Source organism: Pseudomonas sp. FYR_5 (assembly GCF_043106315.1).
GTDB lineage: Bacteria > Pseudomonadota > Gammaproteobacteria > Pseudomonadales > Pseudomonadaceae > Aquipseudomonas > Aquipseudomonas putida_Y.
The window spans coordinates 33,229-56,277 of record NZ_JBICMK010000060.1 but is presented as its reverse complement, the minus strand read 5'-3'; the positions used below and the strand labels follow the sequence as shown (position 1 = coordinate 56,277).

General features: G+C 61.9%; 18 protein-coding genes and 2 pseudogenes. 7 read left to right on the top strand and 13 right to left on the bottom strand.

Annotation, left to right across the window (positions count from 1 at the left end; translation table 11 throughout):
• Positions 1–3 precede the first annotated feature (3 nt).
• The 7 genes from ACF8RA_RS09915 to gspG all read right to left on the bottom strand — a co-directional run bounded on the left by ACF8RA_RS09915 (position 4) and on the right by gspG (position 10,645).
• Positions 4–1,620 carry a response regulator gene (locus tag ACF8RA_RS09915; protein WP_392461157.1) on the bottom strand — a complete coding sequence of 539 codons (1,617 nt, stop codon included), beginning with the start codon at positions 1,618–1,620 and terminating at the stop codon, positions 4–6.
• Between the two features lie 78 nt (positions 1,621–1,698).
• Positions 1,699–2,754 (bottom strand): HEAT repeat domain-containing protein, encoded by a 1,056-nt coding sequence (locus ACF8RA_RS09910; protein ID WP_176683406.1) that lies wholly within the window; start codon positions 2,752–2,754, stop codon positions 1,699–1,701.
• Positions 2,755–2,979: 225 nt separating this feature from the next.
• Positions 2,980–4,395 (bottom strand): efflux transporter outer membrane subunit, encoded by a 1,416-nt coding sequence (locus ACF8RA_RS09905; protein ID WP_176683407.1) that lies wholly within the window; start codon positions 4,393–4,395, stop codon positions 2,980–2,982.
• Positions 4,392–7,571, bottom strand: a complete 3,180-nt coding sequence (locus ACF8RA_RS09900) for an efflux RND transporter permease subunit (RefSeq protein WP_339533494.1) — start codon at positions 7,569–7,571, stop codon at positions 4,392–4,394. Before ACF8RA_RS09900 ends, ACF8RA_RS09905 begins: the two co-directional genes overlap by 4 nt.
• 13 nt (positions 7,572–7,584) lie before the next feature.
• Entirely contained in the window at positions 7,585–8,826 is a 1,242-nt protein-coding gene (gene mexE, locus ACF8RA_RS09895; protein WP_392461156.1) for a multidrug efflux RND transporter periplasmic adaptor subunit MexE, read from the bottom strand.
• 191 nt (positions 8,827–9,017) lie between these two features.
• Complete coding sequence (locus ACF8RA_RS09890) at positions 9,018–10,208, bottom strand: type II secretion system F family protein (protein WP_176683410.1); 1,191 nt, start codon at positions 10,206–10,208, stop codon at positions 9,018–9,020.
• A gap of 11 nt (positions 10,209–10,219) precedes the next feature.
• Complete coding sequence (gene gspG, locus ACF8RA_RS09885; RefSeq protein WP_003253843.1) at positions 10,220–10,645, bottom strand: type II secretion system major pseudopilin GspG; 426 nt, start codon at positions 10,643–10,645, stop codon at positions 10,220–10,222.
• Between the two features lie 185 nt (positions 10,646–10,830).
• Between gspG and ACF8RA_RS09880 the strand changes: the two genes are divergently transcribed.
• The 4 genes from ACF8RA_RS09880 to ACF8RA_RS09865 all read left to right on the top strand — a co-directional run bounded on the left by ACF8RA_RS09880 (position 10,831) and on the right by ACF8RA_RS09865 (position 16,246).
• Entirely contained in the window at positions 10,831–11,424 is a 594-nt protein-coding gene (locus tag ACF8RA_RS09880; RefSeq protein WP_176683411.1) for a lytic transglycosylase domain-containing protein, read from the top strand.
• Between the two features lie 174 nt (positions 11,425–11,598).
• Complete coding sequence (locus tag ACF8RA_RS09875; RefSeq protein ID WP_176683412.1) at positions 11,599–13,050, top strand: HAMP domain-containing sensor histidine kinase; 1,452 nt, start codon at positions 11,599–11,601, stop codon at positions 13,048–13,050.
• 306 nt (positions 13,051–13,356) lie between these two features.
• Positions 13,357–14,850, top strand: coding sequence for a sensor histidine kinase (locus tag ACF8RA_RS09870; protein ID WP_392461155.1), 1,494 nt, complete (start codon positions 13,357–13,359; stop codon positions 14,848–14,850).
• Positions 14,819–16,246, top strand: coding sequence for a sigma-54 dependent transcriptional regulator (locus ACF8RA_RS09865; RefSeq protein ID WP_176683414.1), 1,428 nt, complete (start codon positions 14,819–14,821; stop codon positions 16,244–16,246). The genes ACF8RA_RS09870 and ACF8RA_RS09865 overlap by 32 nt, the downstream gene beginning before the upstream one ends.
• A gap of 14 nt (positions 16,247–16,260) precedes the next feature.
• Here the strand turns inward: ACF8RA_RS09865 and ACF8RA_RS09860 are convergent, their stop codons facing one another.
• The 3 genes from ACF8RA_RS09860 to ACF8RA_RS09850 all read right to left on the bottom strand — a co-directional run bounded on the left by ACF8RA_RS09860 (position 16,261) and on the right by ACF8RA_RS09850 (position 18,653).
• Complete coding sequence (locus tag ACF8RA_RS09860) at positions 16,261–16,563, bottom strand: hypothetical protein (RefSeq protein WP_176683415.1); 303 nt, start codon at positions 16,561–16,563, stop codon at positions 16,261–16,263.
• 86 nt (positions 16,564–16,649) lie between these two features.
• Complete coding sequence (locus ACF8RA_RS09855; protein WP_176683416.1) at positions 16,650–18,002, bottom strand: GntP family permease; 1,353 nt, start codon at positions 18,000–18,002, stop codon at positions 16,650–16,652.
• A gap of 111 nt (positions 18,003–18,113) precedes the next feature.
• A complete protein-coding gene (locus ACF8RA_RS09850; protein ID WP_176683417.1) occupies positions 18,114–18,653 on the bottom strand; it encodes a gluconokinase in 540 nt (179 codons plus the stop codon).
• 206 nt (positions 18,654–18,859) lie between these two features.
• On the opposite strand from ACF8RA_RS09850, the gene ACF8RA_RS09845 reads away from it, so the two are divergent.
• A complete protein-coding gene (locus ACF8RA_RS09845; protein ID WP_392461154.1) occupies positions 18,860–19,879 on the top strand; it encodes a LacI family DNA-binding transcriptional regulator in 1,020 nt (339 codons plus the stop codon).
• Between the two features lie 297 nt (positions 19,880–20,176).
• Here ACF8RA_RS09845 and ACF8RA_RS09840 read toward each other — a convergent pair whose 3' ends face one another.
• Entirely contained in the window at positions 20,177–20,542 is a 366-nt protein-coding gene (locus ACF8RA_RS09840; protein WP_176683419.1) for a VOC family protein, read from the bottom strand.
• 69 nt (positions 20,543–20,611) lie between these two features.
• On the opposite strand from ACF8RA_RS09840, the gene ACF8RA_RS09835 reads away from it, so the two are divergent.
• Positions 20,612–21,301, top strand: coding sequence for a YafY family protein (locus tag ACF8RA_RS09835; RefSeq protein WP_209965614.1), 690 nt, complete (start codon positions 20,612–20,614; stop codon positions 21,299–21,301).
• Positions 21,302–21,331: 30 nt separating this feature from the next.
• On the opposite strand, the gene ACF8RA_RS09830 is transcribed toward ACF8RA_RS09835, so the two are convergent.
• Both ACF8RA_RS09830 and ACF8RA_RS09825 read right to left on the bottom strand, forming a co-directional pair.
• On the bottom strand, positions 21,332–21,511 hold the full coding sequence (locus tag ACF8RA_RS09830) for a transposase domain-containing protein (RefSeq protein WP_392461153.1): 180 nt from the start codon (positions 21,509–21,511) through the stop codon (positions 21,332–21,334).
• Positions 21,451–21,784 (bottom strand): annotated as a pseudogene (locus tag ACF8RA_RS09825) (IS66 family transposase zinc-finger binding domain-containing protein); the annotation flags it as partial. The gene ACF8RA_RS09830 and the pseudogene ACF8RA_RS09825, both read right to left, overlap by 61 nt.
• A 344-nt stretch (positions 21,785–22,128) precedes the next feature.
• On the opposite strand from ACF8RA_RS09825, the pseudogene ACF8RA_RS09820 reads away from it, so the two are divergent.
• Positions 22,129–23,013, top strand: a pseudogene (locus ACF8RA_RS09820) (PAS domain-containing protein); the annotation flags it as partial.
• Between the last annotated feature and the right edge of the window lie 36 nt (positions 23,014–23,049).

The following is a 23,049-nucleotide window of genomic DNA, read 5'->3' as shown; positions in this document are numbered from 1 at the left end:
GCTTCAAGGCTTGCCTAGAATCTGTGTCACTCGAGCCTGCAACTGCTGCAACTCGAACGGCTTGCAGATCAGGTGCATGTCAGCGTCCAGGAAGCCTTCGCGGGCCATGGCCGTTTCCGCGTAGCCGGTGATGAACAGCACCGGCAATCGTGGGCGCAGCCTGCGGGCAATTTCCGCCAGTTGCCGGCCATTCATGCCGGGCAAGCCCACATCGGTGATCAGCAAATCCACCGGTTGTGCCGAGCGCAGCACCTTCAGGCCCTCGTTGGCGTCGGCTGCGCTTTGGCAGGGGAAGCCGTTTTCGCGCAGCGCCTGGCAAAGCAGTTGGCGCACATGGGGATCGTCCTCGACGATCAGCACGTGTCGGCTGCAGCCGTCTTGCCTGGGCGCCACAGGCTCGCTGGATGGCAGGGTCTGGTCGACATGGCGAGGCAAATACAGCTCCACCTGGGTTCCCTGGCCAATCTCGCTGCGGAGGGTGATATGCCCATGGGATTGCTTGCTGAACCCGTACACCATCGACAACCCCAGGCCAATGCCCTGGCCGGTCGCCTTGGTGCTGAAGAACGGTTCGAAGGCGTGCTCCAGCGTGCTTTGCGCCATGCCCTGGCCGCTGTCGATGATCTGCAGGCGCACATAATCGCCCGTACGCAGCGCGCTGCCGGCGAACTGCTCGGTGGCGATGTGATGATTGTTCGCTTCGATGCGTAGCAGGCCACCGTTGGGCATGGCCTCGCTGGCATTGAGCAGGAGGTTGTCGAGGGCTTCTTGCAACTGCTGGTCATCCGCCTCCACGTGCCACAGGTCTTTGGCCGCATGCACTTGCAAGGTTATCGACGGGCTCAGGCAAGCCTTCAGGCGCTCTGCGTCGAGCAAGGGATGCAGGTCTATACGTTGGCTGTGTAGCGATTGGCGGGAAGAGAAGGCAAGCAGGCGGTGAGTCAGGCGTGCGGCGCGTGAAACGGCCTCGCGGCCCATGCCCAGAACGCCGTCCAGGCCGTCGTCGCGGCCTTGCCGCAGGCGCCGCTGGATGAGTTCGAAGCTGCCGCTGATGCTGGTGAGCAGGTTGTTGAAGTCATGGGCGACGCCGCCGGCCAGTTGGCCGATGGCCTCCATCTTGCGTGCCTGGCAGCGGGCGAATTCAATGCGGTCCTGCTCCTGGCCCGGCGTTGAAGGGCGGCTGTCCAGGCGCTGCTGCATGCCATAGAGCTGGTCACGTGTAACGTACTGTCGACGCCGGTTGCGCAGCGCGGACCGGGTCATGTGCAGCAACTGGGCATTCTCGTAGGGCGCAACCAGCCATAGAAGATTGCCCACCGGATGATGACTCACGCCAGCGGCCGACCAGGCGCCCTGGGTCAGCAGCACAATGGGCAAATCCGACCAACTCGGTTGCTGGTCGATGAATGCCTGCAGCAAGGCGCTTGGGCCTTGGCTGAACATCTGCTCGGCAATGATCGCCAGGCCTGCACCCTCGGCCAGACGCGTCTGCAGGTTTGCCAGGTCGACCGCGCAGAGGCTGTTGATGCCGGCGGAGGTAAGCAGACGTGAGGTATCCGCCGCCAGTTGTGGCGGTGCGAGGATCAAGGCACGTTCATCCAGCGCCAACGAACTGGCCAAAACGACTCTCCTTTAGGGTGGCCTGATACCCACTGGACCCTGGCACAGCCTCAGGGTTCAACTGAATCCAGGTACTGCCTACAGGCCCTGTTGCAGTGCAGGGTCGTCCGGGTTCTGGCGCTCCAGTTCGGCTAGCGATACTTGCACGTTCTGCAACTGTCCGGACTCTTTCCAGTACTGAATCAGCAGCACCCGTGCCCGGCGATTGGCTGGCTGCCGATTGAGGATGGTTTCCAGTTGCTTCTGGGCAGCGTCGAGCTGGTCAAGCTGATGCAGGGTGACCGCCAGTGTATAGCGGTAGTCGGCGTTGTCCGGGTCCAGTTCCACCGCGCGGGACAGGGCCAGCAAGGCATACTCGCGCTGTTCGTGGCGCTTCAGCCAAAGCCCTAGTTCATACTGCAGAAAGGCCGAGTCGGGGCTCAGCGCCAGGGCTTTGCCCAATACCTGGCGGGAGGCGTCGTGGTGGCCCTGGCGCTCAAGCAGACGTACCTGAGTCGCCAGTGCATCGAGGTTGGCAGGTGCAACCTCGAGCGCACGTTGCAGGGCCGCAGCGGCCTGCGTGTAGTCGTTTTCGTGCAGGTACAGGCGCGCCAGGTGCACCTGGGCGTCGGCATCTTCGGGTTGTTGCTCGAGGGCCTTTTGGTATTGCTCCAGGGCTGACTGCAGCGGGCCGAAATAGAGGCCGATGGCGTCGGGATCGAGGCCCAGCAGGGCATCCACGGCGGCAAAACGCACGCTTTGCTCACTGTCGTCCAGCAGCGGGCCGAGTACCAGGCTGCGCTGTGCCGGCGGTAACAGGCGGCGAATACTGGCAATGGCCGCTCGACGCACCAGCGGCTCGGCGTGTTCCAGGTCCTGGCGGGCCAGTTTCAATGCCTGCGGTGAAGGGTAGTTGGGCAACTCGGCGTAGAGCGCCGCACGGCGGATGGCGGGCAGGTCGTTGCGCTGCAGTTGCTGGTACAGCACCCGTGCGGCGCCGGGCTGGCCGTCGTGAGCCTGGCGCAGCGCTTTGGCGTAGCTGTGTGCTGGCAAGTTCGGCGGGGTTGGCGGGGCGTCGCGCCACAGGTAGCCGAACAGGGCCGATACCAGAATCGACAACAGCAGGGCGATCAGGTAGCGGTTGCGTCTGGGCATCGGACGATCCGTGGCGGCGGGAAGGGCAGAGCTTGGGCCAGCCGGGGGGTAAATGCAACCGAACCGGGCACGCCGCTGGCCAGGCACCAGGCCTGCGGTGGCATTCCAGGCACTGCGTATTGGGGTGAATACGATGGCAAACATAAAAAAGCCCCGCGGGCCATGGCCTGCGGGGCAAACGGTTGGGGGAGGAGCCAACCAAAGGAGTCGTTGAAATGCGGTGTGTCAGTGTGCGCTGGCCAAGGTCTGCGGTTGCCAGCCGCCACCCAGGGCCTTGTAGATCGAGACGATGCCGCGGTACAGCTCGACTTCACCTTGGGCTTGTGCATCCTCAGCACTTAGCCGCTCACGCTCGGCATCGAGCAGTACCAGGTAGTCCACGGTACCCTCGCGATATCGAATCGAGGCCAGTTCTGCAGCCTTGCGGCTGGCGTCGCTCTGGCGCATCAGCGACAGCAGACGCTGCTGGGTCTTGTCGTAATCGCTGAAGGCGTTGGCCGACTCTTCCAGCGCCAGCAGCACCTGCTGTTCGTAGTTGGCCAGTGCCCCTTCGGCATCGGCCTTGGCGCCGCGCAGGCGGGCCCGCACGCTGCCCAGGTCGAAGGCTGCCCAGGTAATGCTCGGGCCCAGCGCCCAGGCGTTGGCCGCCGACGAGCCGATCTGCGAGCCGCGGGCGGCGGTAAAGCCGAGGAAGCCACTGAGGCTGACACGGGGGAACAGGTCGGCGGTGGCCACGCCAACGTTGGCGGTGGCGGCCGCCAGTTGGCGTTCGGCGCTGCGGATGTCCGGGCGGCGGCGCAGCAACTCACCTGGGTCACCTACCGGCAGCGCCTTGGCGATGGCCGGCAGCGCCTTGGGCGACAGGTCTACGCTGAGCGCGTCAGGGCCCTGGCCTAGCAGGGTGGCGATGCGATGCCGCGCCCGTGCCTGTTCGGCTTGCAGTTGCGGCACGGTGGCTTCGACCCCGGCCAGGCGCGCATCGGCACGCACCACGTCAAGGTCATTGCCCACGCCCGCATCGCGCAGGGTTTCGGTAATGGTGCGTGATTCCTGCTGAGTCTTCAGGTTGGCCAGGGCGATCTTCTCGCGCAACTGGGCACCGCGCAGCTGCCCGTAGGCATCGACCAGTTCGGCGATCAGGCTGACCTGCAACTGCTGCAGGTCGGCGGCGGCCACCGCTTCCTGGGCTTCGCTGGCTTCGATCTGGCGCTGGATGCGGCCGAACAGGTCAAGTTCCCAGGCCATGTCCAGGCCCAGGTCGTAGCGCTCGCTGTTCACCCGCTGCGTGGTCTGGCCGGGGATCTGGCCTTTGCCAAGATCGCTGCTGGCACGGCTGGTGACCACCGGGAACGGGTCGTTTTCGGCGTCTTCGCGGATCGAACGGGCCGATTTCAGGCGGGCGAAGGCCACGCGCAAGTCACGGTTGCCGTCCAGCGAAGCCTGCACCAGCTGGTTCAGCACCGGGTCGTCGAACTGCTTCCACCACAGGCTCTCGAAGCGGCTACGGTCGTAGGCCTTGGCCTGCACGTCGCTGCCCAGTTGTGCAGGTTCGGTGGCTGGCGCCTGGTAGTCAGGGCCTACCGCACAGGCCGCCAGGGCCAGTGCCAGCAGGCTTGGGGTCAAGGGTTTGAGCAGGTTCATGCGTGGTTCTCCAGCACTTGAGCGTGTTCAGCCTTGCGGGCCTGGCGACGCTCGACGAAACGGCGGATCAGGAAGAAGAACACCGGGGTCAGGAACAGGCCGAACACGGTGACGCCGATCATCCCCGAGAACACCGCCACACCCATGGCATGGCGCATTTCCGATCCTGCACCGGAGCTGAACACCAGGGGCACCACGCCCATGATGAAGGCGATCGAGGTCATCAGGATCGGCCGCAGACGCAGGCGGCAGGCTTCCAGTACCGCAGCCAGCGGGTCAAGGCCCTTGGCCTGCTCGTCCTTGGCGAATTCGACGATCAGGATCGCGTTCTTGCACGCCAGGCCCACCAGTACGATCAGGCCGATCTGGGTGAAGATGTTGTTGTCGCCACCCGATACGATCACACCGGTGATGGCCGACAGCAGGGTCATTGGCACGATCAGGATCACCGCCAGCGGCAGGCTCCAGCTTTCGTACTGGGCGGCCAGCACCAGGAACGCCAGCAGCACGCACAGCGGGAACACCAGCAGCGCGGTATTGCCCGAGAGGATCTGCTGATATGTCAGGTCGGTCCACTCGAAGGTCATGCCGTTGGGCAGTTCCTCTTTCAGCAGTTTCTCGATCGCAGCTTCCGCCTGACCAGAGCTGTAGCCCGGTGCGGCGGCACCGTTGATCTCGGCAGTGATGAAGCCGTTGTAGTGCATGACCCGGTCCGGCCCCGAGGTATCGCTGACCTTGAGGAAGGTCGCCAGCGGGATCATCTCGCCAAGGTTGTTGCGCACCTTCAGTTGGCCGATCTGCTCGGCATCAAGGCGGAACTGCTGCTCAGCCTGGACGTTGACCTGATAGGTACGGCCGAAGCGGTTGAAGTCGTTGGTGTACAACGAGCCCAGGTAGACCTGCAGGGTGTCGAAGATGTCGGTGATCGCCACCCCGTGGGTCTTGGCCTTTTCCCGGTCGATGGCGGCATCGACTTGTGGCACGTTGACCTGGTAGCTGGTGAACAGGCCGGCCAGCTCTGGCACGTTGTGGCTCTTGGCGATGATGTTCTGGGTTTCCTTGTACAGCGCTTCGTAACCCAGATTGCCACGGTCTTCGATTTGCAGACGGAAGCCGCCAATCGTGCCCAGGCCCTGTACCGGCGGCGGTGGGAAGATTGCGATGTAGGCGTCCTGGATGTCGGCGAACTGGGCATTCAGCGCGGCTGCGATGGCTGCCGCCGACTGGCTCGGGTCCTTGCGCTCATCGAATGGCTTGAGCGGGGTGAACACGATGCCGCTGTTCGGGCTGTTGGTGAAACCGTTGATAGACAGGCCCGGGAAGGCCACCGAGTCGGCCACGCCAGGCTGCTTGAGGGCGATTTCGCTCATGCGCTTGATCACCGCTTCGGTACGGTCGAGGCTGGCCGCGTCCGGCAGTTGGGCGAAGGCCACCAGGTACTGCTTGTCCTGGGCCGGCACGAAACCGGTCGGGGTGGACGAGAAGCCCAGGTAGGTCAGGCCCATCAGGCCGGCATACACGAACAGGGCGATGCCACTTGAGCGGATGACCCGGCGCACGCCACCGACGTAGCGGTTGGACGCACGGTCGAAGAATCGGTTGAACGGAGAGAACAGCCAGCTGCCCAGCAGTTTGTCGAGGAACCGCGAGAAACGGTCCTTGGGGGCGTGGTGCTCCTTGAGCAGCACCGCGGCCAAGGCTGGCGACAGGGTCAGCGAATTGAACGCCGAAATGACGGTCGAAATGGCGATGGTCAGGGCGAACTGCTTGTAGAACTGCCCGGTCAGGCCGGAAATGAACGCTGCAGGTACGAACACCGCGCACAGCACCAGGGCGGTGGCGATGATCGGCCCGGTCACTTCGCTCATGGCCTTTTGCGTGGCTTCCAGCGGTTTCAGGCCCAGCCCGATGTTACGTTCGACGTTCTCCACCACGACGATGGCATCGTCAACCACGATACCGATGGCGAGCACCAGCCCGAACAACGACAGCGCGTTGAGTGAAAAGCCGAACAGGTGCATGACCGCGAAGGTACCGATCAGCGAGACCGGCACAGCCAGCAGCGGGATGATCGAGGCGCGCCAGGTCTGCAGGAACAGGATCACCACCAGCACCACCAGCACCAGGGCTTCGAACAGGGTGTGCACCACCGCTTCGATGGAGCCGCGCACGAAGATGGTCGGGTCATAGACGATGCTGTAGTCCATCCCTTCAGGGAAGTCCTTTTTCAGCTCGGCCATTTTCGCCCGCACCTCGTCGGAGATCTCGATGGCGTTGGAGCCTGGGCGCTGGAAGATCGGGATGGCCACCGCCGGCTGGTTGTTCAGCAGCGAGCGCAGGGCGTACTGGCTGGAGCCGAGTTCGACCCGGGCGATGTCCTTCAGGCGGGTGATTTCGCCATCGGCCCCGGCGCGGATGATGATGTTCTCGAACTCTTCCTCGTTGACCAGACGGCCCTGGGTATTGATCGACAGCTGGAAGCTGGTCGACCCTGGGGCAGGCGGTGCGCCCAGCTGGCCGGCAGCCACCTGGCGGTTCTGCTCGCGGATTGCGGCGACCACATCACTGGCTGTCAGGTTGCGCGAAGCGGTCTTGTTCGGGTCCAGCCATACGCGCAGCGAGTAGTCGCCCATGCCGAACAGTTGTACGTCGCCGACGCCGCCCAGGCGCGCCAGTTCGTCCTTGATGTTGAGGATGGCGTAGTTGGACAGATAGAGCATGTCGTAGCGGTTGTCCGGCGAGGTCAGGTGCACGACCATGGTCAGGTCAGGCGAGGCCTTGTCGACGGTGATACCGATACGGGTCACTTCCTCGGGCAGCTTGGGCTGGGTACGGGTGACGCGGTTCTGTACCTGCACCTGGGCGTTGTCCAGGTCGGTACCCAGGGCGAAGGTGATGGTCAGCGTCAGCTTGCCATCGGCAGTGGACTGGGAGGACATGTACAGCATGTTCTCCACACCGGTAATGGCCTGTTCCAGCGGCGCGGCGACGGTTTCGCCGATGACTTTGGGGTTGGCGCCGGGGAAGTTGGCGCGCACCACAACGGTGGGCGGCACCACTTCGGGGTATTCGCTGATCGGCAACTGGAACAGCGAGATAGAACCCGCAATCAGCAGCAACAGCGACAGCACCGCGGCGAAGATCGGCCGGGTAATGAAGAATTTCGAGAAGTTCATCGGTAGGGGTCCCTTAACCGCGTGGCGCCTGGGCGCCGGCGACTTTCACGTGATTGCCCGCCATTTTCGGCGCCGGGTTGCTGGCCTCCAGGGCCTGACGCTGCCGTGCGAGGGCGGCGAGGGTTTGCTCGCTGGCCATCGGTGTTTCTTCCGGGGTTACCGGCGAACCAGGGCGCACGCGCTGCAGGCCCTTCACCACGATGCGTTCGCCCTTGTCCAGGCCGCTGCGTACGATGCGCAAGCCTTCAAGTTTCGGCCCCAGTTCCACGGTGCGGTAGGTGGCTTTGTTGTCCTTGCCCATGACCAGCACAAACTTCTTGCCAAGGTCAGTACCCACGGCTTCGTCGTTGATCAGCATGGCGTCGTACTGGGCGCTGCCGACCAGTTTCAGGCGCGCATACAAGCCTGGTGTGAACTCGCCGTCGCTGTTGTCGAATACCGCGCGGCCGCGGATGGTGCCGGTGCGCGGGTTGACCTGGTTGTCGACGAAGTTCATGTGGCCCAGGTGCGGGTTGCCGCTTTCGTTGGTCAGCCCCAGGTATACCGGGGTGCTCTGGCCACGCTGGCCTTCACGGGCCAGCTGGGTGTACTTGAGGTACACGCGCTCGTCGGCGTCGAAGTAGGCGTAGACCTTGTCGGTGGACACCACGCTGGTCAGCGGGGTGACATCGGCTGTGACGATGTTGCCGGCGGTGAACTCGGCGCGGCTGACACGGCCGCTGATGGGCGCAGTGACGCGGGTGAAGCTGAGGTTCAGGCGCGCCAGATCGAGCTGGGCCTGGATTGCATCGACCCCGGCACGGGCCTCGGCAGCGGCACTGCTGCGCGATTCGGCCAGCTCGGCGGAGATGGCGTTGCTGTCACGCAGGCGCTCGCCACGGCGGGCTTCGTTGGCGCTGCGGATGGCGGTGGCCTTGGCCTGTTGCAACTGGGCTTCGAGGCGGCGGACTTCTGCCTGGAACGGGCGCGGGTCGATCTGGAACAGCAGGTCGCCTTTCTTGACCTGGGCACCTTCAGTGAAAGCCACCCGGTCGATCTGGCCGGAGACCCGCGGGCGCACTTCGACGGTTTCCGGGGCTTCGAGGCGGCCGGTGAACTCGTCCCATTCGGTGATCGGTTGCTCGATCACCTTGGCCACACTTACCTTCGGCGCGGCGGGAGCCTGCACGGCGTCGGGGGTTCGACCGCAAGCGCTGATCACCACCACTGCCAGGGCAGCGAGGGGGAAGCGCAAGGGTTTGAGTGATTGTTCCATGGAGAACTCCGCCAATGTATTAGTAGTGGGCGGAGTGTGAGTGTGTTGCGCGTGAGGTACGAATCGAACAGGGCGAAGGTTACTATCACGCCGAATGATAAGTGGGGATCAGTTATCGATGGCGGCCATGGTTGGGCACAGCGCACTGCCTGTGCAGGCACCCCGTTACGCGAGAGCCTGGGCCTGGCCATTCAGTGAATGCTTGAGGCCAGTTCGAAGATCGGCATGTACATGAGGATCACGATCAGGCCGATCAGCAGGCCGATGAAGGTCATCAGCAGCGGCTCGAACAGTTTGACGAACCACTCCACCCAGCGGCCGATTTCCTGGTCATGGAAGTCGGCGCAGCGCTCCAGCATCTCGCCCAGGTTGCCAGACTGCTCGCCAGCCCGCAGCAGGCGCAGTGATACCGGCGTCACCAGGTGCCCGGCCGCCAGTGCATCCGAGAGGGGCAGCCCTTCGCCCACCCGCAGGCTGGCCTGCTCCAGGCCCTGCGCTGCTGCGTTGCCGAGCAGGCCACGGGCCATCCCCATGGCGGTAAGGATGGGAATTCCGCCTTGCAGCAGGATACCCAGCGAGCGATAGAAACGCGCCAACTCGTACATCATCAGGCGCTGATGCAGTGCTGGCAGACGCCGCAGTTGGCAGGAGGCCCAGTGCCGTACACGCGGGTGCCGGCGCAGCAGCCAAAGTGTCGCCACCCCGACGACGGTGCCCAGCGCCAGCGGCAATTGCTGGGCATGCAGAAACAGGCCGACCTGCATCAGCACCCGTGACAGCCAGGGTAGCTCGGTGCCCATGCCCTCGAACACCTGGCTGAAACGCGGTACCACATAGCCGAGCAGGAACAGCACCACACCCCCCCCCACCAGCAACAGCAGCAACGGGTAGACTGAGGCACCCACCAGCTTCTGGCGGACCAGGTCCAGGCGCTGGCGATAGCTGATATAGCGGGTGAGGGCGTCGCCCAGAGCACCGGTGCGTTCACTGGACTGCACCAGCGCCACATACAACGGCGGGAATACCCTCGGTTGCTGGCCCAGAGCCTGGGACAGCGAGCGGCCCTCGTACAGCTGGCGTACCAACTCGGCGAGCACCTTGCGCGCTGTCGCTGCCGGGCTCTTCTCTGCCAGGCTTTCCAGTGCGTCGATCAGCGGCAGGCCGGCATTGAGCAAGGTTGACAGTTCCTGGCTGAACAGCACCAGGTCGAACGCCGCTTCACGGCGCCAGGCCATGCCGCGCAAGGCGCCGCCGCTGCTGCGCAGGCTGAGTACACGCAGGCCTTGGTCTTCGGCCTGGCGGCGGGCGTGGTCGGCGTCCTCGGCGTCGATCTGCAACTGCACCACGCCCTGCCTACCCAGGGCCTTGAGGCTGTAGCGCATGGCCGCTCTCCTTACTGCCAACTGGTGATTTCGGCGTTTTCCCCATCACCACCCGGCTGGCCGTCCTTGCCCATCGACAGCAGGTCGTACTCACCGCCGTTCTCGCCAGGTTGCCGGTAGATGTAAGGGCGGCCCCACGGGTCTTGTGGCACGGCCTTCTGCAGGTACGGGCCGGTCCAGCGAGCCTCGCCACTGGGGGCGACCACCAACGCCTGCAAGCCTTGTTCGCTGTTGGGGTAGTGGCCGACCTCCAGGCGGTACAAGTCCAGGGCCTTGCTCAGCCCCTCGATCTGCGCCCGCGCAACCTTGGCCTCGGAGCGGCCGAGCTGACTGAAGTACTTGGGCGCGACGATGCCCGCCAGCAGGCCGAGTACCACCAGTACCACCAGGAGTTCAAGCAGAGTGAAGCCACGTTGCGGGTTGGTTCTGCGCTGCATGGTGAAGCCCTCCACTGCTATGGGGACACGCGTTGACATGCACCATGCAACAGCCGTGCACGTCTGCCCCGGGGCCTTGCGCCATGGGGCACAGGAAGCGGCACAGTGCTTGCGTCGTGGTGACTGTCCTCGGGTTTTCCGGGGCATTTCCCCCACTTCGGGGCCACGACGAAGAGGCGACCGGCATGCGTGGACTCATCCTCGGTTTGATCTGGCTGGCGGCAGGTGTTGCCCACGCCGATGTGTACATCTCAATCGATGCCAAGGGGGGCTACGTGCTGAGCAATGTCCATAGACCAGGGCGCCACTATGAGAGGGTGATCAACGAGCCGCTGGCCCAGGGTGGGCCGGTCAAGGCGCAAATGATCACTGGCCGCCCTTACGCCGAGGTAGTCGCCACGGCTGCGCGCATCCACAATGTGCCGCCGGCGCTGCTGCACGCGGTGATCAAGGCCGAGTCTGGCTACAACCCCAAAGCCCGTTCGCGGGCGGGGGCAGTGGGGTTGATGCAACTGATGCCGGACACCGCCCGCGAGATGGGGGTGCAAGACCGGCTGGACCCTGAAGACAATGTGCACGGAGGGGCGCGCTACCTCAAGCAGATGCTCACCCTGTTCGACAACGACATCACCTTGGCCGTAGCGGCCTACAATGCCGGCCCGGATGCTGTATTGCGGCGCGGTGCCGTGCCGCCGTTTGCCGAGACCCGGCGTTATGTGCCCACGGTGCTGCGCGAGTATCGCAAGTTGCAAGGGTTGAATGACGACTCGCCTTTGTAACAACTGGCTTGCAGCTCACGCATTCCCACAGGGGCCACACCATCCTCAGGCTGTATCGGGCAGGTGAAGTGGGGAGGGAATAAATACCCTTCGGCGGATGCCATCAATTTAATACTATGGTTTCCCCAACTCTGGGCTATAACCTTCTAAAGGTGCCCAGCTGAGGTGTCCGTTATGGACGTCGCCCCTCGTTCCGACACTATTGACGTGCCTGCCGGTAGCGAGTTGGCCGCCCCGCGCAGGCCATTCAACCTTCTGCGCTGGTATGCCTGGGTCAGTCTAGCCATCATTCTCTCGGTGGCTGCCGGGCTGGGGCTGATTTCCAGCCGCTTCATCATCGACGAGAGCGTCGAGCGTGACGCGTTACTCACCGCACAGTTCATCACCTCCATCGCCGATGCCGAAGTGCGCCATGTGTCGATCCCCAATGTGCGTACCATGGGCGAACTGCTCGATCCGCGCACCGACCGCAATAACTTGCCCGACGTCGACCCGGATGCCCGGCGCAAGGCCCGCGGCGAGTTTCTTGACCATATCGCTCACCTGCCCGATATGCTGCTGGCCAATATTTATGCCTTGGACCGCACTGTGATCTGGTCCAGCAACCCGGCACTGATCGGCCAGTTGATCGAAGGCGATGAAGACCTGAATCGGGCTTTCGAGTACAAGATGCGCGTTTCGGCCAGCTACCACAGTTTCGAACATGCCCGCTCCGAGCAGAAGTTCATCACCCCGCCCAAGCAGCTATTGATCGAGAACTACATTCCGCTGTTCGATGCCGATGGCGAGCAGGTCACAGCGATGGTCGAGATCTATAAAGAACCCCATGACCTGATCGCACGCATCGAGCATGGCCTGATCCTGATCTGGTTGGCCATCACCGTCGGCGCTGCACTGGTCTATGTCGGCCTTTACGGCATCATGCACCGCGCCGCCCGGCTGCTGGCGGTGCAGCAGAAGCGGCTGATCAACAGCGAAACCTACGTGGCACTGGGTGAGGTGTCGTCGGCGGTGGCCCATAGCCTGCGCAACCCGCTGGCCAGTATCCGCTCAAGTGCCGAACTGGCACAGGCGTTCGACGAAGGCCCGGCGCAACGCCAGGTCAACGATATCATCAGCCAGGTCGACCGGATGTCGCAGTGGATCCGCCAGATGCTGCAGTCACTGCGCCCGCTGAACGACGAGGCATTGGCGGTGGACTTGCCGCAGGCGTTGCAGGAAAGCCTGCAGACCTACGCTGTGCCGCTGGCGCGCGGTGGAGTAAGCCTGGACTTGCAACCGTTACCGAGCGTGCAGGTGTTGGGGCACCCGGTATTGCTGCGCCAGGTATTCAGTAGCCTGATCGCCAATGCCCTGGAGGCGATGGAGCAGGGCGGGCGGTTGCGTATCGAAGTGGTGCGTCATAACCGACGCAGCCTGACCTTGCGCCTGTCCGACAATGGCAAGGGCATGAACGACGCGCAGCAGCGCATGGCCTTCCGGCCATTCTTCACCACCAAACAGGGTGGGCTGGGGGTGGGGCTGGTGCTGGTGAAACGCATCATGGAACGCTTCGGCGGTGCGGTTCGGCTCAGCAGCAGCGAGGGCCATGGCACGAGGGTCTCGTTAAGTTTTCGACTGGCTTGAACTCGTCAAACGACATTACTTAAGTGTTGTAAGATATTGATATTAAAGAAATTAACTTTTTGTGGGTGAAAATGCCCCAGTTGTGGGGGATATCCTTCTGATTGGGATTAATAAGTACTTGTAACCTACTAAAAAATAACAGTTTTAGTTTTTCATATTCTGCTGGCTAAGTTTTTGCAGTGAAATGTGTGAAGCGCAATACGCTACAAATGGCAGCTGCGACTGCCCGGGTGGATTGCTACCCAGTGGCTACTGCCATTGGCCTTGATGCAGTTCTGAACGTACGCCCAGCGCGGGAACCACGCGATGCAGATGCTGGAAAACGAAGCGCCCGACAAGGTCAGTGCGACCGCCAGCGGACGGGTCTTACCTTTGCGTGAATTCAACTTGCTGCGCTGGTTCTCGGTTATCAGCCTGTTGATCATTACCTCGGTGGCAGGTGGGCTGGGGTACGTTTCGACGCGCTTCGTGGTGCGCGACAGTGTAGAGCGCGATGCCATGCTCACCGCGCAGTTCATTCAGGCAATGGCCCAGGCCGAAGTGCGTCATTCGCAATTACCGCCTGGCACCACCATGGGCGAGTTGCTGGACCCGCGACTGGACCTGCAGCATCGGCAGTTCACCCCGGCCTTGGCCGAGTCGACCCGGGTCGAGTTCCTCGATCATGTCGAGCACCTGCCGGACACCTTGCTGGCCAACGTTTATGCCCGCGACCGCACCATTGTCTGGTCCACCAACGCAGAGCTGATTGGCAAGCGGATAGAAGTTGATGGTGATCTTGAGCGCGCCTTCCGCTCGCGCAAGGCGGTGTCGGCCAGCTATCACAAGGTTGCGGATGATCGCGAAGAGCAGAAGTTCCAGCGCGAACCACGCTACCTGTTTATCGAGAACTACATCCCGCTGTTCGATAGCCAGGGTGAGCAGGTACTGGCCATGGTGGAAATCTACAAGGAACCGCAGGATCTGATCCGGCGCATCCAGCGCGGCTATTTGCTGATCTGGGCCTCGACTCTGGTAGGTGGCGCGTTAATTTACTTCGGGCTGTTCTGGATCGTGCGCCGTGCGGCGCACATGCTGCACCTGCAGCAGGAGCGGCTGGTGGCAAGCGAAACCTATGTGGCGCTGGGTGAGATGTCTTCGGCAGTGGCTCACAGCATGCGCAACCCGCTGGCCAATATCCTCTCCAGCGCCGAACTTGCCCAGGAAACCGCCAACCCTGCTGCGCAGAAGAACATCACTGACATCATCAGCCAGGTCGACCGCATGTCGCGTTGGGTGCGCGACCTGCTGGTGTCGTTGCGTCCGTCCAGTGAAGAACCCGAGGCCGTGGATCTGGTGGCGGCCATCGAAGACACCCACCTGGCCTTCGCCCAGCAGATCGAACGCAACGGCGTGCGCTTCCATTTCGAAGGGCCTGACGTGCAGTGGGTGGTCAGCCAGCCGCTGCAGCTCACGCAGATTCTCAACAGCCTGTTTTCCAATGCCCTGGAGGCCATGCCCGCTGGCGGGATGCTCAATGCCCAGGTCAATGTGCAAGAAGGCCTGCGCGCCGAGTTCGTGCTGACCGACACGGGCAAAGGCATGAGCCAACAGCAGGAACGGATGGTGTTCAAGCCGTTCTTCACGACCAAACAGGGTGGCCTTGGCGTGGGGCTGGCCCTGGTCAAGCGCATCATGGAACGTTTTGGCGGCTCGGTCAGCCTTCGCAGCCGCGAAGAGGAAGGAACCCGCGTCAGCCTTACATTCAATATTGCAGCGGGAGGGGAACATGGAGCACAGCATCCTGGTCGTCGAGGATGATGAAATCCTTGCCGACAACATTCGCACTTACCTCAGCCTCAAGGGCTACGATGTCATCGTGTGCCACAGCGCGGAACTGGCGCTGGAGCAGATCAAGCGGGCGCAACCTGACGCGGTGCTGACCGACAACTCGCTGCCAGGCATGAGCGGGCATGACCTGCTGCGTACCCTGGTGGCCCAGGCACCGGACCTGAAGGTGATCATGATGACCGGCTACGGCAATGTCGAAGATGCCGTGCAGGCGATGAAGGAGGGCGCCTTTCATTACCTGACCAAACCGGTGGTACTGGCCGAGCTCAAGCTGACCCTGGACAAGGCCCTGGCAACCGAGCGTATGGAGCGCACGCTGTCGTTCTACCAGGAACGCGAGGCGCAGAAGTCCGGGTTGCAGGCATTGATCGGCGAGTCGCCGGTGATGCTCACCCTCAAGCACACCCTGCGCCAGGTGCTCGATGCCGAGCGGCGCATGGCCAGTGACGACCTGCCACCGGTGCTGATCGAAGGCGAGACCGGTACTGGCAAGGAGCTGGTGGCTCGTGCCCTGCATTTTGATGGTTCGCGCAGCAAAGGGCCGTTCATCGAGTTCAATTGCGCTTCGATCCCTGCCAACCTGCTTGAGGCCGAACTGTTTGGTCATGAGAAGGGCGCTTTCACCGATGCCAAGGAGCGCCGGGTGGGGCTGGTGGAGGCTGCCGATGGCGGCACCTTGTTCCTTGACGAGATCGGCGAAATGGACCTGGTGCTACAGGCCAAATTGCTCAAGTTGCTGGAAGACCGCAGCATCCGCCGGATTGGTGCTGTGAAGGAACGCAAGGTCGATCTGCGGGTGATCAGCGCCACCAACTGTAACCTGGAACAAATGGTGCAGCAGGGCAAATTCCGCCGTGACCTGTTCTTCCGCCTGCGCATTATCGCCCTGAAGGTGCCGCGCCTGTATTCGCGTGGGCAGGACATACTGCTATTGGCGCGGCATTTCCTTGCCCACCATAGCCGCCGTTATGGCAAGCCGAACCTGCGCTTTTCGGCCGAGGCCGAAAGCCTGATGCTCGGTTATAGCTGGCCTGGCAATGTACGAGAATTGCGCAACATGCTGGAGCAGACCGTGTTGCTGGCGCCGAACGAGGTCGTGCAGGCGCATCAGTTGAACCTGTGCATGACCTTGGTTGACGAGCCGTTGGCGCAACAGCCGATGGCGGCCATGTTTGAAATGCCGCGGCACGAACCAGAGCCGGGTACAAGTCTGCCTGACATGGAGCGTGACCTTGTCTGCAAGACCCTGGACCGTACCGACTGGAACGTGACCAAGTCGGCACGGATGCTTGGGTTGTCGCGGGATATGCTGCGTTACCGGATCGAGAAGCTGGGACTGACCCGGCCTGACAAACGTCAGTGGTAGTACAGGCAGGGTTGTCAGGGGTTACCTGTGCCCGTGCTGCCTTCTCCTTGCCGCCCGGTACCTTCCGACCTACTGCCATCCATCCCCGGCAGATCGCGGTTGTCATGCTGCTGCGCCGGCGGGCTTTGCGGGTCATTGCCCTGTATGCGCGGGTCGGTGTCCCGCGGCAAGGGCTTCTCGATCGGGTTGAGGGTGCTGTCCACGCCCGGCTGTGGCGCCGTATTGTGCGGGTCGTCGGGGTAGGTCGGACCTGTACCGGCAGCAAAGGCCAGCGGCGAGGTGAGCAGGGCGATCGACAGGATGATTGAGCGGGGCATGGCAGGCTCCTTTGCTATACGGGTAGGGCTCATACATCCCTTTGGCCTTACCCGAAACGTGAAGGTGCCATTACCCCGATCAACGGTCACACCACCAGTGACAGCAACATGATGAAAATGATGCCGACGATGGACAGGATCGTCTCCATCATGCTCCAGGTTTTGAAGGTTTCTGCAACGGTCATGTTGAAGTACTGCTTCACCAGCCAGAAGCCGGCGTCGTTCACATGGGACAGGATCAGCGAGCCGGCACCGGTGGCCAGTACCAACAGCTCACGGTTCACCCCCGGCACCAGGTCGATCACCGGGGCCACGATGCCCGCGCCGGTAATGGTGGCGACCGTGGCGGAGCCGGTTGCGATGCGGATCACCGCCGCCACCAGCCAAGCCAGCATGATCGGCGAAATTTCCGCCTGCACGGCCATTTGCCCAATCACGCTACCCACACCGGTGTCCACCAGCATTTGCTTGAAGCCACCGCCAGCGCCGACGATCAGCACGATGGCGGCAGTCGGTGCCAGGCTCTGGTCGAGCATCTTCATGATCTGTTGGCGATTGAAGCCGCGGGCCGAGCCGAAGGTGTAGAAGGCCAGCAGCAGGGCGGCGAGCAGGGCGGTGATCGGGTGGCCGATCAGGTCCATCCACTGGCGCACGATGTGCTCGGCAGGCAGCACCACGTCGGCGAACGTTTTCAGCAGCATCAACGCGACCGGCAGCAGCACGGTGATCAGTGTGATGCTGAAGCTTGGCAGGTTGCCCTGGTCAGAATCCTTGGCGATCTGGTCCATCAGTTCCTGGGACGGGTTGCCCGGGATGTAGCGGGAAATGAAGTTACCGAACAGAGGACCGGCGATGATCGCGGTGGGCAGTGCAACGAGCAGGCCGTAGAAGATGGTTTTGCCAATGTCAGCGTGGAAAATGCCGATCGCCAGCAAGGGGCCCGGGTGTGGTGGCACCAGACCGTGCACCACCGACAGGCCGGCCAGCAGCGGAATGCCGATTTTCACCAGCGAGACGCCTGAGCGCCGGGCGACGATGAACACCAGTGGAATCAGCAGCACAAAGCCGATTTCGAAGAACAGCGGGATGCCCACCAGGAAGGCGGCGAACATCATCGCCCAATGCACGTTCTTCTTGCCGAAGGCGCGGATGAGGGTTTGCGCGATCTGGTCGGCACCGCCGGAGTCGGCCATCAGTTTGCCGAGCATGGTGCCGAGGGCGAGCACGATCCCGACGAAGCCCAATACGCCGCCAAAACCGTCCTGGAACGATTTCATGACCTTGGCCACCGGCATGCCGGAGGTCAGGCCCAGGAAGCCGGCCGCGAGGGTGAGGGCGACGAAGGGGTGAACCTTGAAGTGGGTGATCAGCAGGATCAGCCCGACGATGGTAACCAGCGCGTCGAGTAGCAGGAAGGTATCAGTAGCCAGTCCGAACATGGTTTGAAGGCCTCGGTCTTATCGTTGTTTTGGGCGTAGCTTTATGGAGTCTTTGCCCGCTTTACGGGTCGGGGTAGCGCTGTCTTTGGTGAGACGGAAAAACCGCCGAGGTCAGGCGGTTTGCGCCAGGCCCGACTCACCGCAGCGCTTTAGCCAGCGGTCCACCGCTTCGGCCAGTGCTTCGATCGGTTGGGTGGCGTCCAGTGCAAGTGTCAGTGGTTCGCCGCGTGGCGATTCCAGGGCAGCGAACTGGCTGTCGATGAGGCTGGCCGGCATGAAGTGCCCTGGGCGAGCCAGCACGCGTTTTTCAGCCTCGGCAGGCGACAGTTCGAGGAACACGAACACCAGCCCGGGCATGGCATCGCGCAGGGTATCGCGGTAGCGGCGCTTGAGTGCCGAGCAGGTCAGGATCGGGCGTTCCCCGGCCTGGGTGGTGGTTTGCAACTCTTCACCAAGGCGGACCAGCCAGCCGGCACGGTCGCTGTCGTCCAGCGGGATGCCAGCGCTCATCTTGCGGATGTTTTCGGCAGGGTGGAAAGCGTCGCCTTCGATCAGGCGGCCGCCGCTTCTGGCAGCGATGGCGGCGCCGATGCAGCTTTTGCCGCAACCGGCCACGCCCATCACCACAATGGCGGACAGGGGAGAATTCATCAGTACCTCCTGCGGGTGAGATAGCGCTGTCTCGCCATTGACGAACAGCCACCTCCCCGGTGTTATTGGTCTTGTCCTTACGCAGTATGGACGCCTGGTGGCAAGCGCGTGGTGGCTGCTACCAAAGATTACATTGCCTGCATCCTGAGACAGCGCTACCTTAGTGGCCGTTCCCTATCCTTGCAAGTAGTAAAATTACAACATTCATGTCCCGCATCGGCTCCCGTACTACAGGTCGTCCCACCCTGGCTGAAGTTGCCAGGCTTTCTGGGGTTTCCCCAATTACCGCTTCGCGCGCTTTGCGTGGGGTCAGCACGGTTGCGCCCGCCCTGGTGGAAAAGGTCATCGCCGCGGCGGCGAGCCTCGGCTATGTGGCCAACCCGGCCGCCCGGGCGTTGGCCTCGGCACGCAGCCAGTCGGTGGTGGTATTGATCCCGTCGTTGTCCAACCAACTGTTCATCGACACCCTTGAGGCCATTCACGAGGTCATGCGTCCGCGTGGGCTCGAGGTGCTGATCGGCAACTATCACTACGACCTCGCCGAAGAAGAGAACCTGATCCGCAATTACCTGGCCTATCAGCCCTGCGGCATTTTGTTGACCGGCTTCGAGCGTAGCGAAGCTGCGCGGCAGATGCTGGCTGCCAGCGGCGTGCCGTGTGTGCACATGATGGAGCTCAATGGCGAGCCAGGGGCTTTGTCGGTCGGCTTCTCGCAGCATCAGGCCGGACGTGCTGCTGCACGGCACCTGATCGAGCGCGGGCGCAAGCGTCTGGCATTCATTGCCGCTCAGCTGGATCCAAGGGTGATGCAGCGCGCCGAGGGCTTCCGTCAGGCGCTGGCAGAGGCCGGTTTGCAGGCCTCCGAGCTAGAAGTGTTGGCGCCGGAGCCATCGTCGATTGCCCTGGGCAGCGCGCTGTTCAGCCAGCTGATGCAGCAGGCGCCGGATGTCGACGGCATCTTCTTCTGTAACGACGACCTGGCCCAGGGCGCGGTGCTGCAGGCCTTGCGTCAAGGGGTGGAGGTGCCACGTCAGGTGGCGATGGTCGGTTTCAACGATTTGCCGGCCTCGGCGCACATGGTGCCGCGCCTGACCTCGATTCGTACACCACGGGCTGCGGTGGGTCGGGGCGCAGCGCAAGCGCTGCTGGCGTTGCTGGATGGCAAGCGGGTGACGAATGCGCAGCAGGATCTGGGCTTTGAGTTGATGGTGCGCGAGAGCACCTGAGAGTGCCCGCCAAGGCCTTCTCGCGCGACTTCCACAGGAATGATTGGCCCAAAACAGATGTGGAGCGGGTTTACCCGCGAAGCCGGCGACGCGGGGCATGGCACCGGCTGTGCCGGTGTTCGCGGGTGAACCCGCTCCTACGGGGGCGCTAACGGATGGATTTTGGTAAGCGTCCGGCGAACACTCAGCAGAGCGGAACCTGACGCATAGTGTACACGTGAGTCAGTTTCGCGTGCTTTGGCATGACTGAAGGAATGCGAGGCATGAACATTTTTCGAATCCATGCCAAGAATCAAGTCAATCAGGCATGCACACTCGTAGTCGATGGCCATCCGGATCGAGTGCCACGAATGTCAGACCAAACACTGCGTGGTGAAGCGCCTGCTCAATGTGGACGCCTTCAGCCGTCCATTTTTGATGAAGATCTTCTACCTGCGTTTCCGTCTCAACCAGAAAGGCAACCTCGGTACGATGACCGCTACCTCCGCTTTTGTAATCCTTGGCATTGGTCGACCAGAGGCCCAAGGCCGTACCATTATCAAGCAAGAACGAAACATAACTGGGGAATGCCGACTGCGGCTTCCGTTCAAGCAACTTTTCATAAAAGTCACAGCTTTTCTGAGGGTCTTCTACGTACAACAGGAATAGGTTTGGGCTTGCCATGAAATATCCTCGAACATTGAGGCTCAGATGCTATTCGACTCTGCTGACAAAAAATGTCAGCATTGACGCATGACCCGTACTCAACGACTTCTTTCTCTCGTACAAATTCTGCGCGCGCGCCGTCATCCAGTGACTGGACAGAGGCTTGCGGAGGAGATGTCAGTAAGTCTGCGCACTGTGTATCGCGATATTGCTACATTGCAGGCTCAAGGCGCCGACATTCGGGGTGAGGCTGGTATCGGCTACATACTCCGTCCAGGATTCGTTCTCCCACCTCTTATGTTCAATGAGCAAGAGCTTGATGCACTGATGCTTGGCATGCGTTGGGTAGCACAGCAACCTGACGCGTCGTTGGCTCAAGCAGCGCTCGACGTATTGTCAAAGGCAGAAGCGGTACTACCATCAGCTGTTGCTGGTAGATTGTTCAAGACGCCATTATTCGCTGCATCCTCTCAATCTCGTGGTGCATATGGGTTTGACGCCAAGTGCTTACGCGATGCCATACGGCTGGAGACGAAAATTCGCTTAGTCTATGTGAGTGAAAAATCCGTAGAGACGGAGCGTACCGTTTGGCCGCTGGGAATTGGATATTTTGAAGATATGGAAATCCTAGCTGCATGGTGTGAATCTCGCAGGGACTTCAGGCACTTTCTATTAAATCGAATTCAATCCCTAGTACTCCTCGATGCTGACTTCAAAAACCAAGGAGGGTGGCTGCTGGCCAAGTGGCGAGGCTCGCGTTTGGATGTAGTTCCATGAACTAATTTCAATGGGGCAGGCATAGATGAATCAGGCCAGCCTCCACTGGTGAGGCAGCGGTTGCCCGATCATACTGGCCCACTGCGTGGGCAGCCGCGTCAGCACATCTTTGAGATAGGCATACGGATCATGCCCATCGCAAGTTTCTAGGTCGGGATACCTTTGTCGATGACCTGCGCTGGCACTGGCGAATGAATTAGGGTTTCGCACTGACGGCGGGCCTACTTACCACGCTTATGTTGCTCGACGGTAAATACGCCCGGCGTGTAGTCCAGCTTCTTGCTGACGTCTTCACCAATGCGTTGAAGTCGGTAGCCACAGGCGCACAGGGTGTTTTCAGGGTCGTGACGAATTAGGTTACGCGGCAACTGCCTGAATCTTCTTGCTCATCGCCTCGACCTGAGACTGCAACTGCAACGCCTGTGCTACCTAGGCACGAAGCTGTTCCGGGGTCATCTGGTCGAGGTTGGGCAAGGAAGTCATGCCGCCGATTGTCCCAGAGCAGGTACTGGACGACGACATGTAGAGCGGCCAAATGGCCGGCGTTTACAGCATGCTGATCACACCGCCTGCACCGAGCAGCCTTCGGGATCTGAGGCTGGCCATTTCACCGTGATCATTTGCTCGGCCATGGGTAACTCGATGATCACTGACGCCTCAAGGGTGATCGCGTCCGCTTAAAAAGACGCAGACACCATCGCCCTTAATGCTGGAGTCCGGAAGGTGAGCTCCCCGGGCGCTGCGGATTTTTCGCCTTGCAAGTGATCGCAAGGAAACCGGCCTGCCTAAAGACAGGCGCTGTAGGTGTAAGAGCGAGCTTGTTCGCGATGCGCCGCGCGAACGGCGCTGGATCTATCAGGCGCCACAAATGCCACGACTTGCAAACGGCGATCTATGCTCAGAAAACCGCGCATAGGGAGCCCCGTGTCATGTTCGATTTCCATCGCAAGTCTGATTTGGCAGAAATCCAGCGCAGCCGCCAGGCGTTGGCCGATGCGCAAAGCAAACTGGCTGCTATCAGCCGTGCCATGGCGATGATCGAGTTCGCCCCCGACGGTACTATCCTCGACGCTAACGAGCGTTTCTGCCAGGCCATGGGCTACAGCGCCGACGAGCTGCGTGGCAAGCACCACCGGCTGTTCTGTGAGCCGGACTATGCAAAAAGCGCCGAGTACCAGCAACTGTGGCGCGAGTTGGGGCAGGGCAAGGCAATCAGTGGTACGTTCGAGCGCATCGACAAGGCAGGGCGCGAGGTCTGGCTGGAAGCCAGCTACATGCCTGTGCTGGACGAGCACCGGCAAGTCACCAGCGTAATCAAGGTGGCATCGGACATCACCCAGCGGGTAATGCTGGAGCACGAGAGCGAAAGCCTGCTCAAGGCCATCAGCCGCTCCATGGCGGTGATCGAGTTCACCCCGCAAGGCCGGGTGATCAAGGCCAACCAGAATTTTCTCGACACCATGGGCTACCGCCTCGATGAAGTGGTTGGCCGCCACCACGGGTTGTTCTGCCTGGCGCATGAACGCGAATCGGCCCAGTACCGTGAGTTCTGGGCTTCTCTGAACCGTGGCGAGTACCATTCACACCGCTTCGAACGCGTCAACAAGCAAGGCCAGACCGTTTTCCTGGAGGCCTCCTACAACCCGATCTTCGACAGCAAAGGCCGCCTGTGCAAAGTGGTCAAGTTTGCCAGCGACATCACCCAGCAGGTCTGCACCCAGCAAAGCGCCGCCCATGCTGCCCATGCC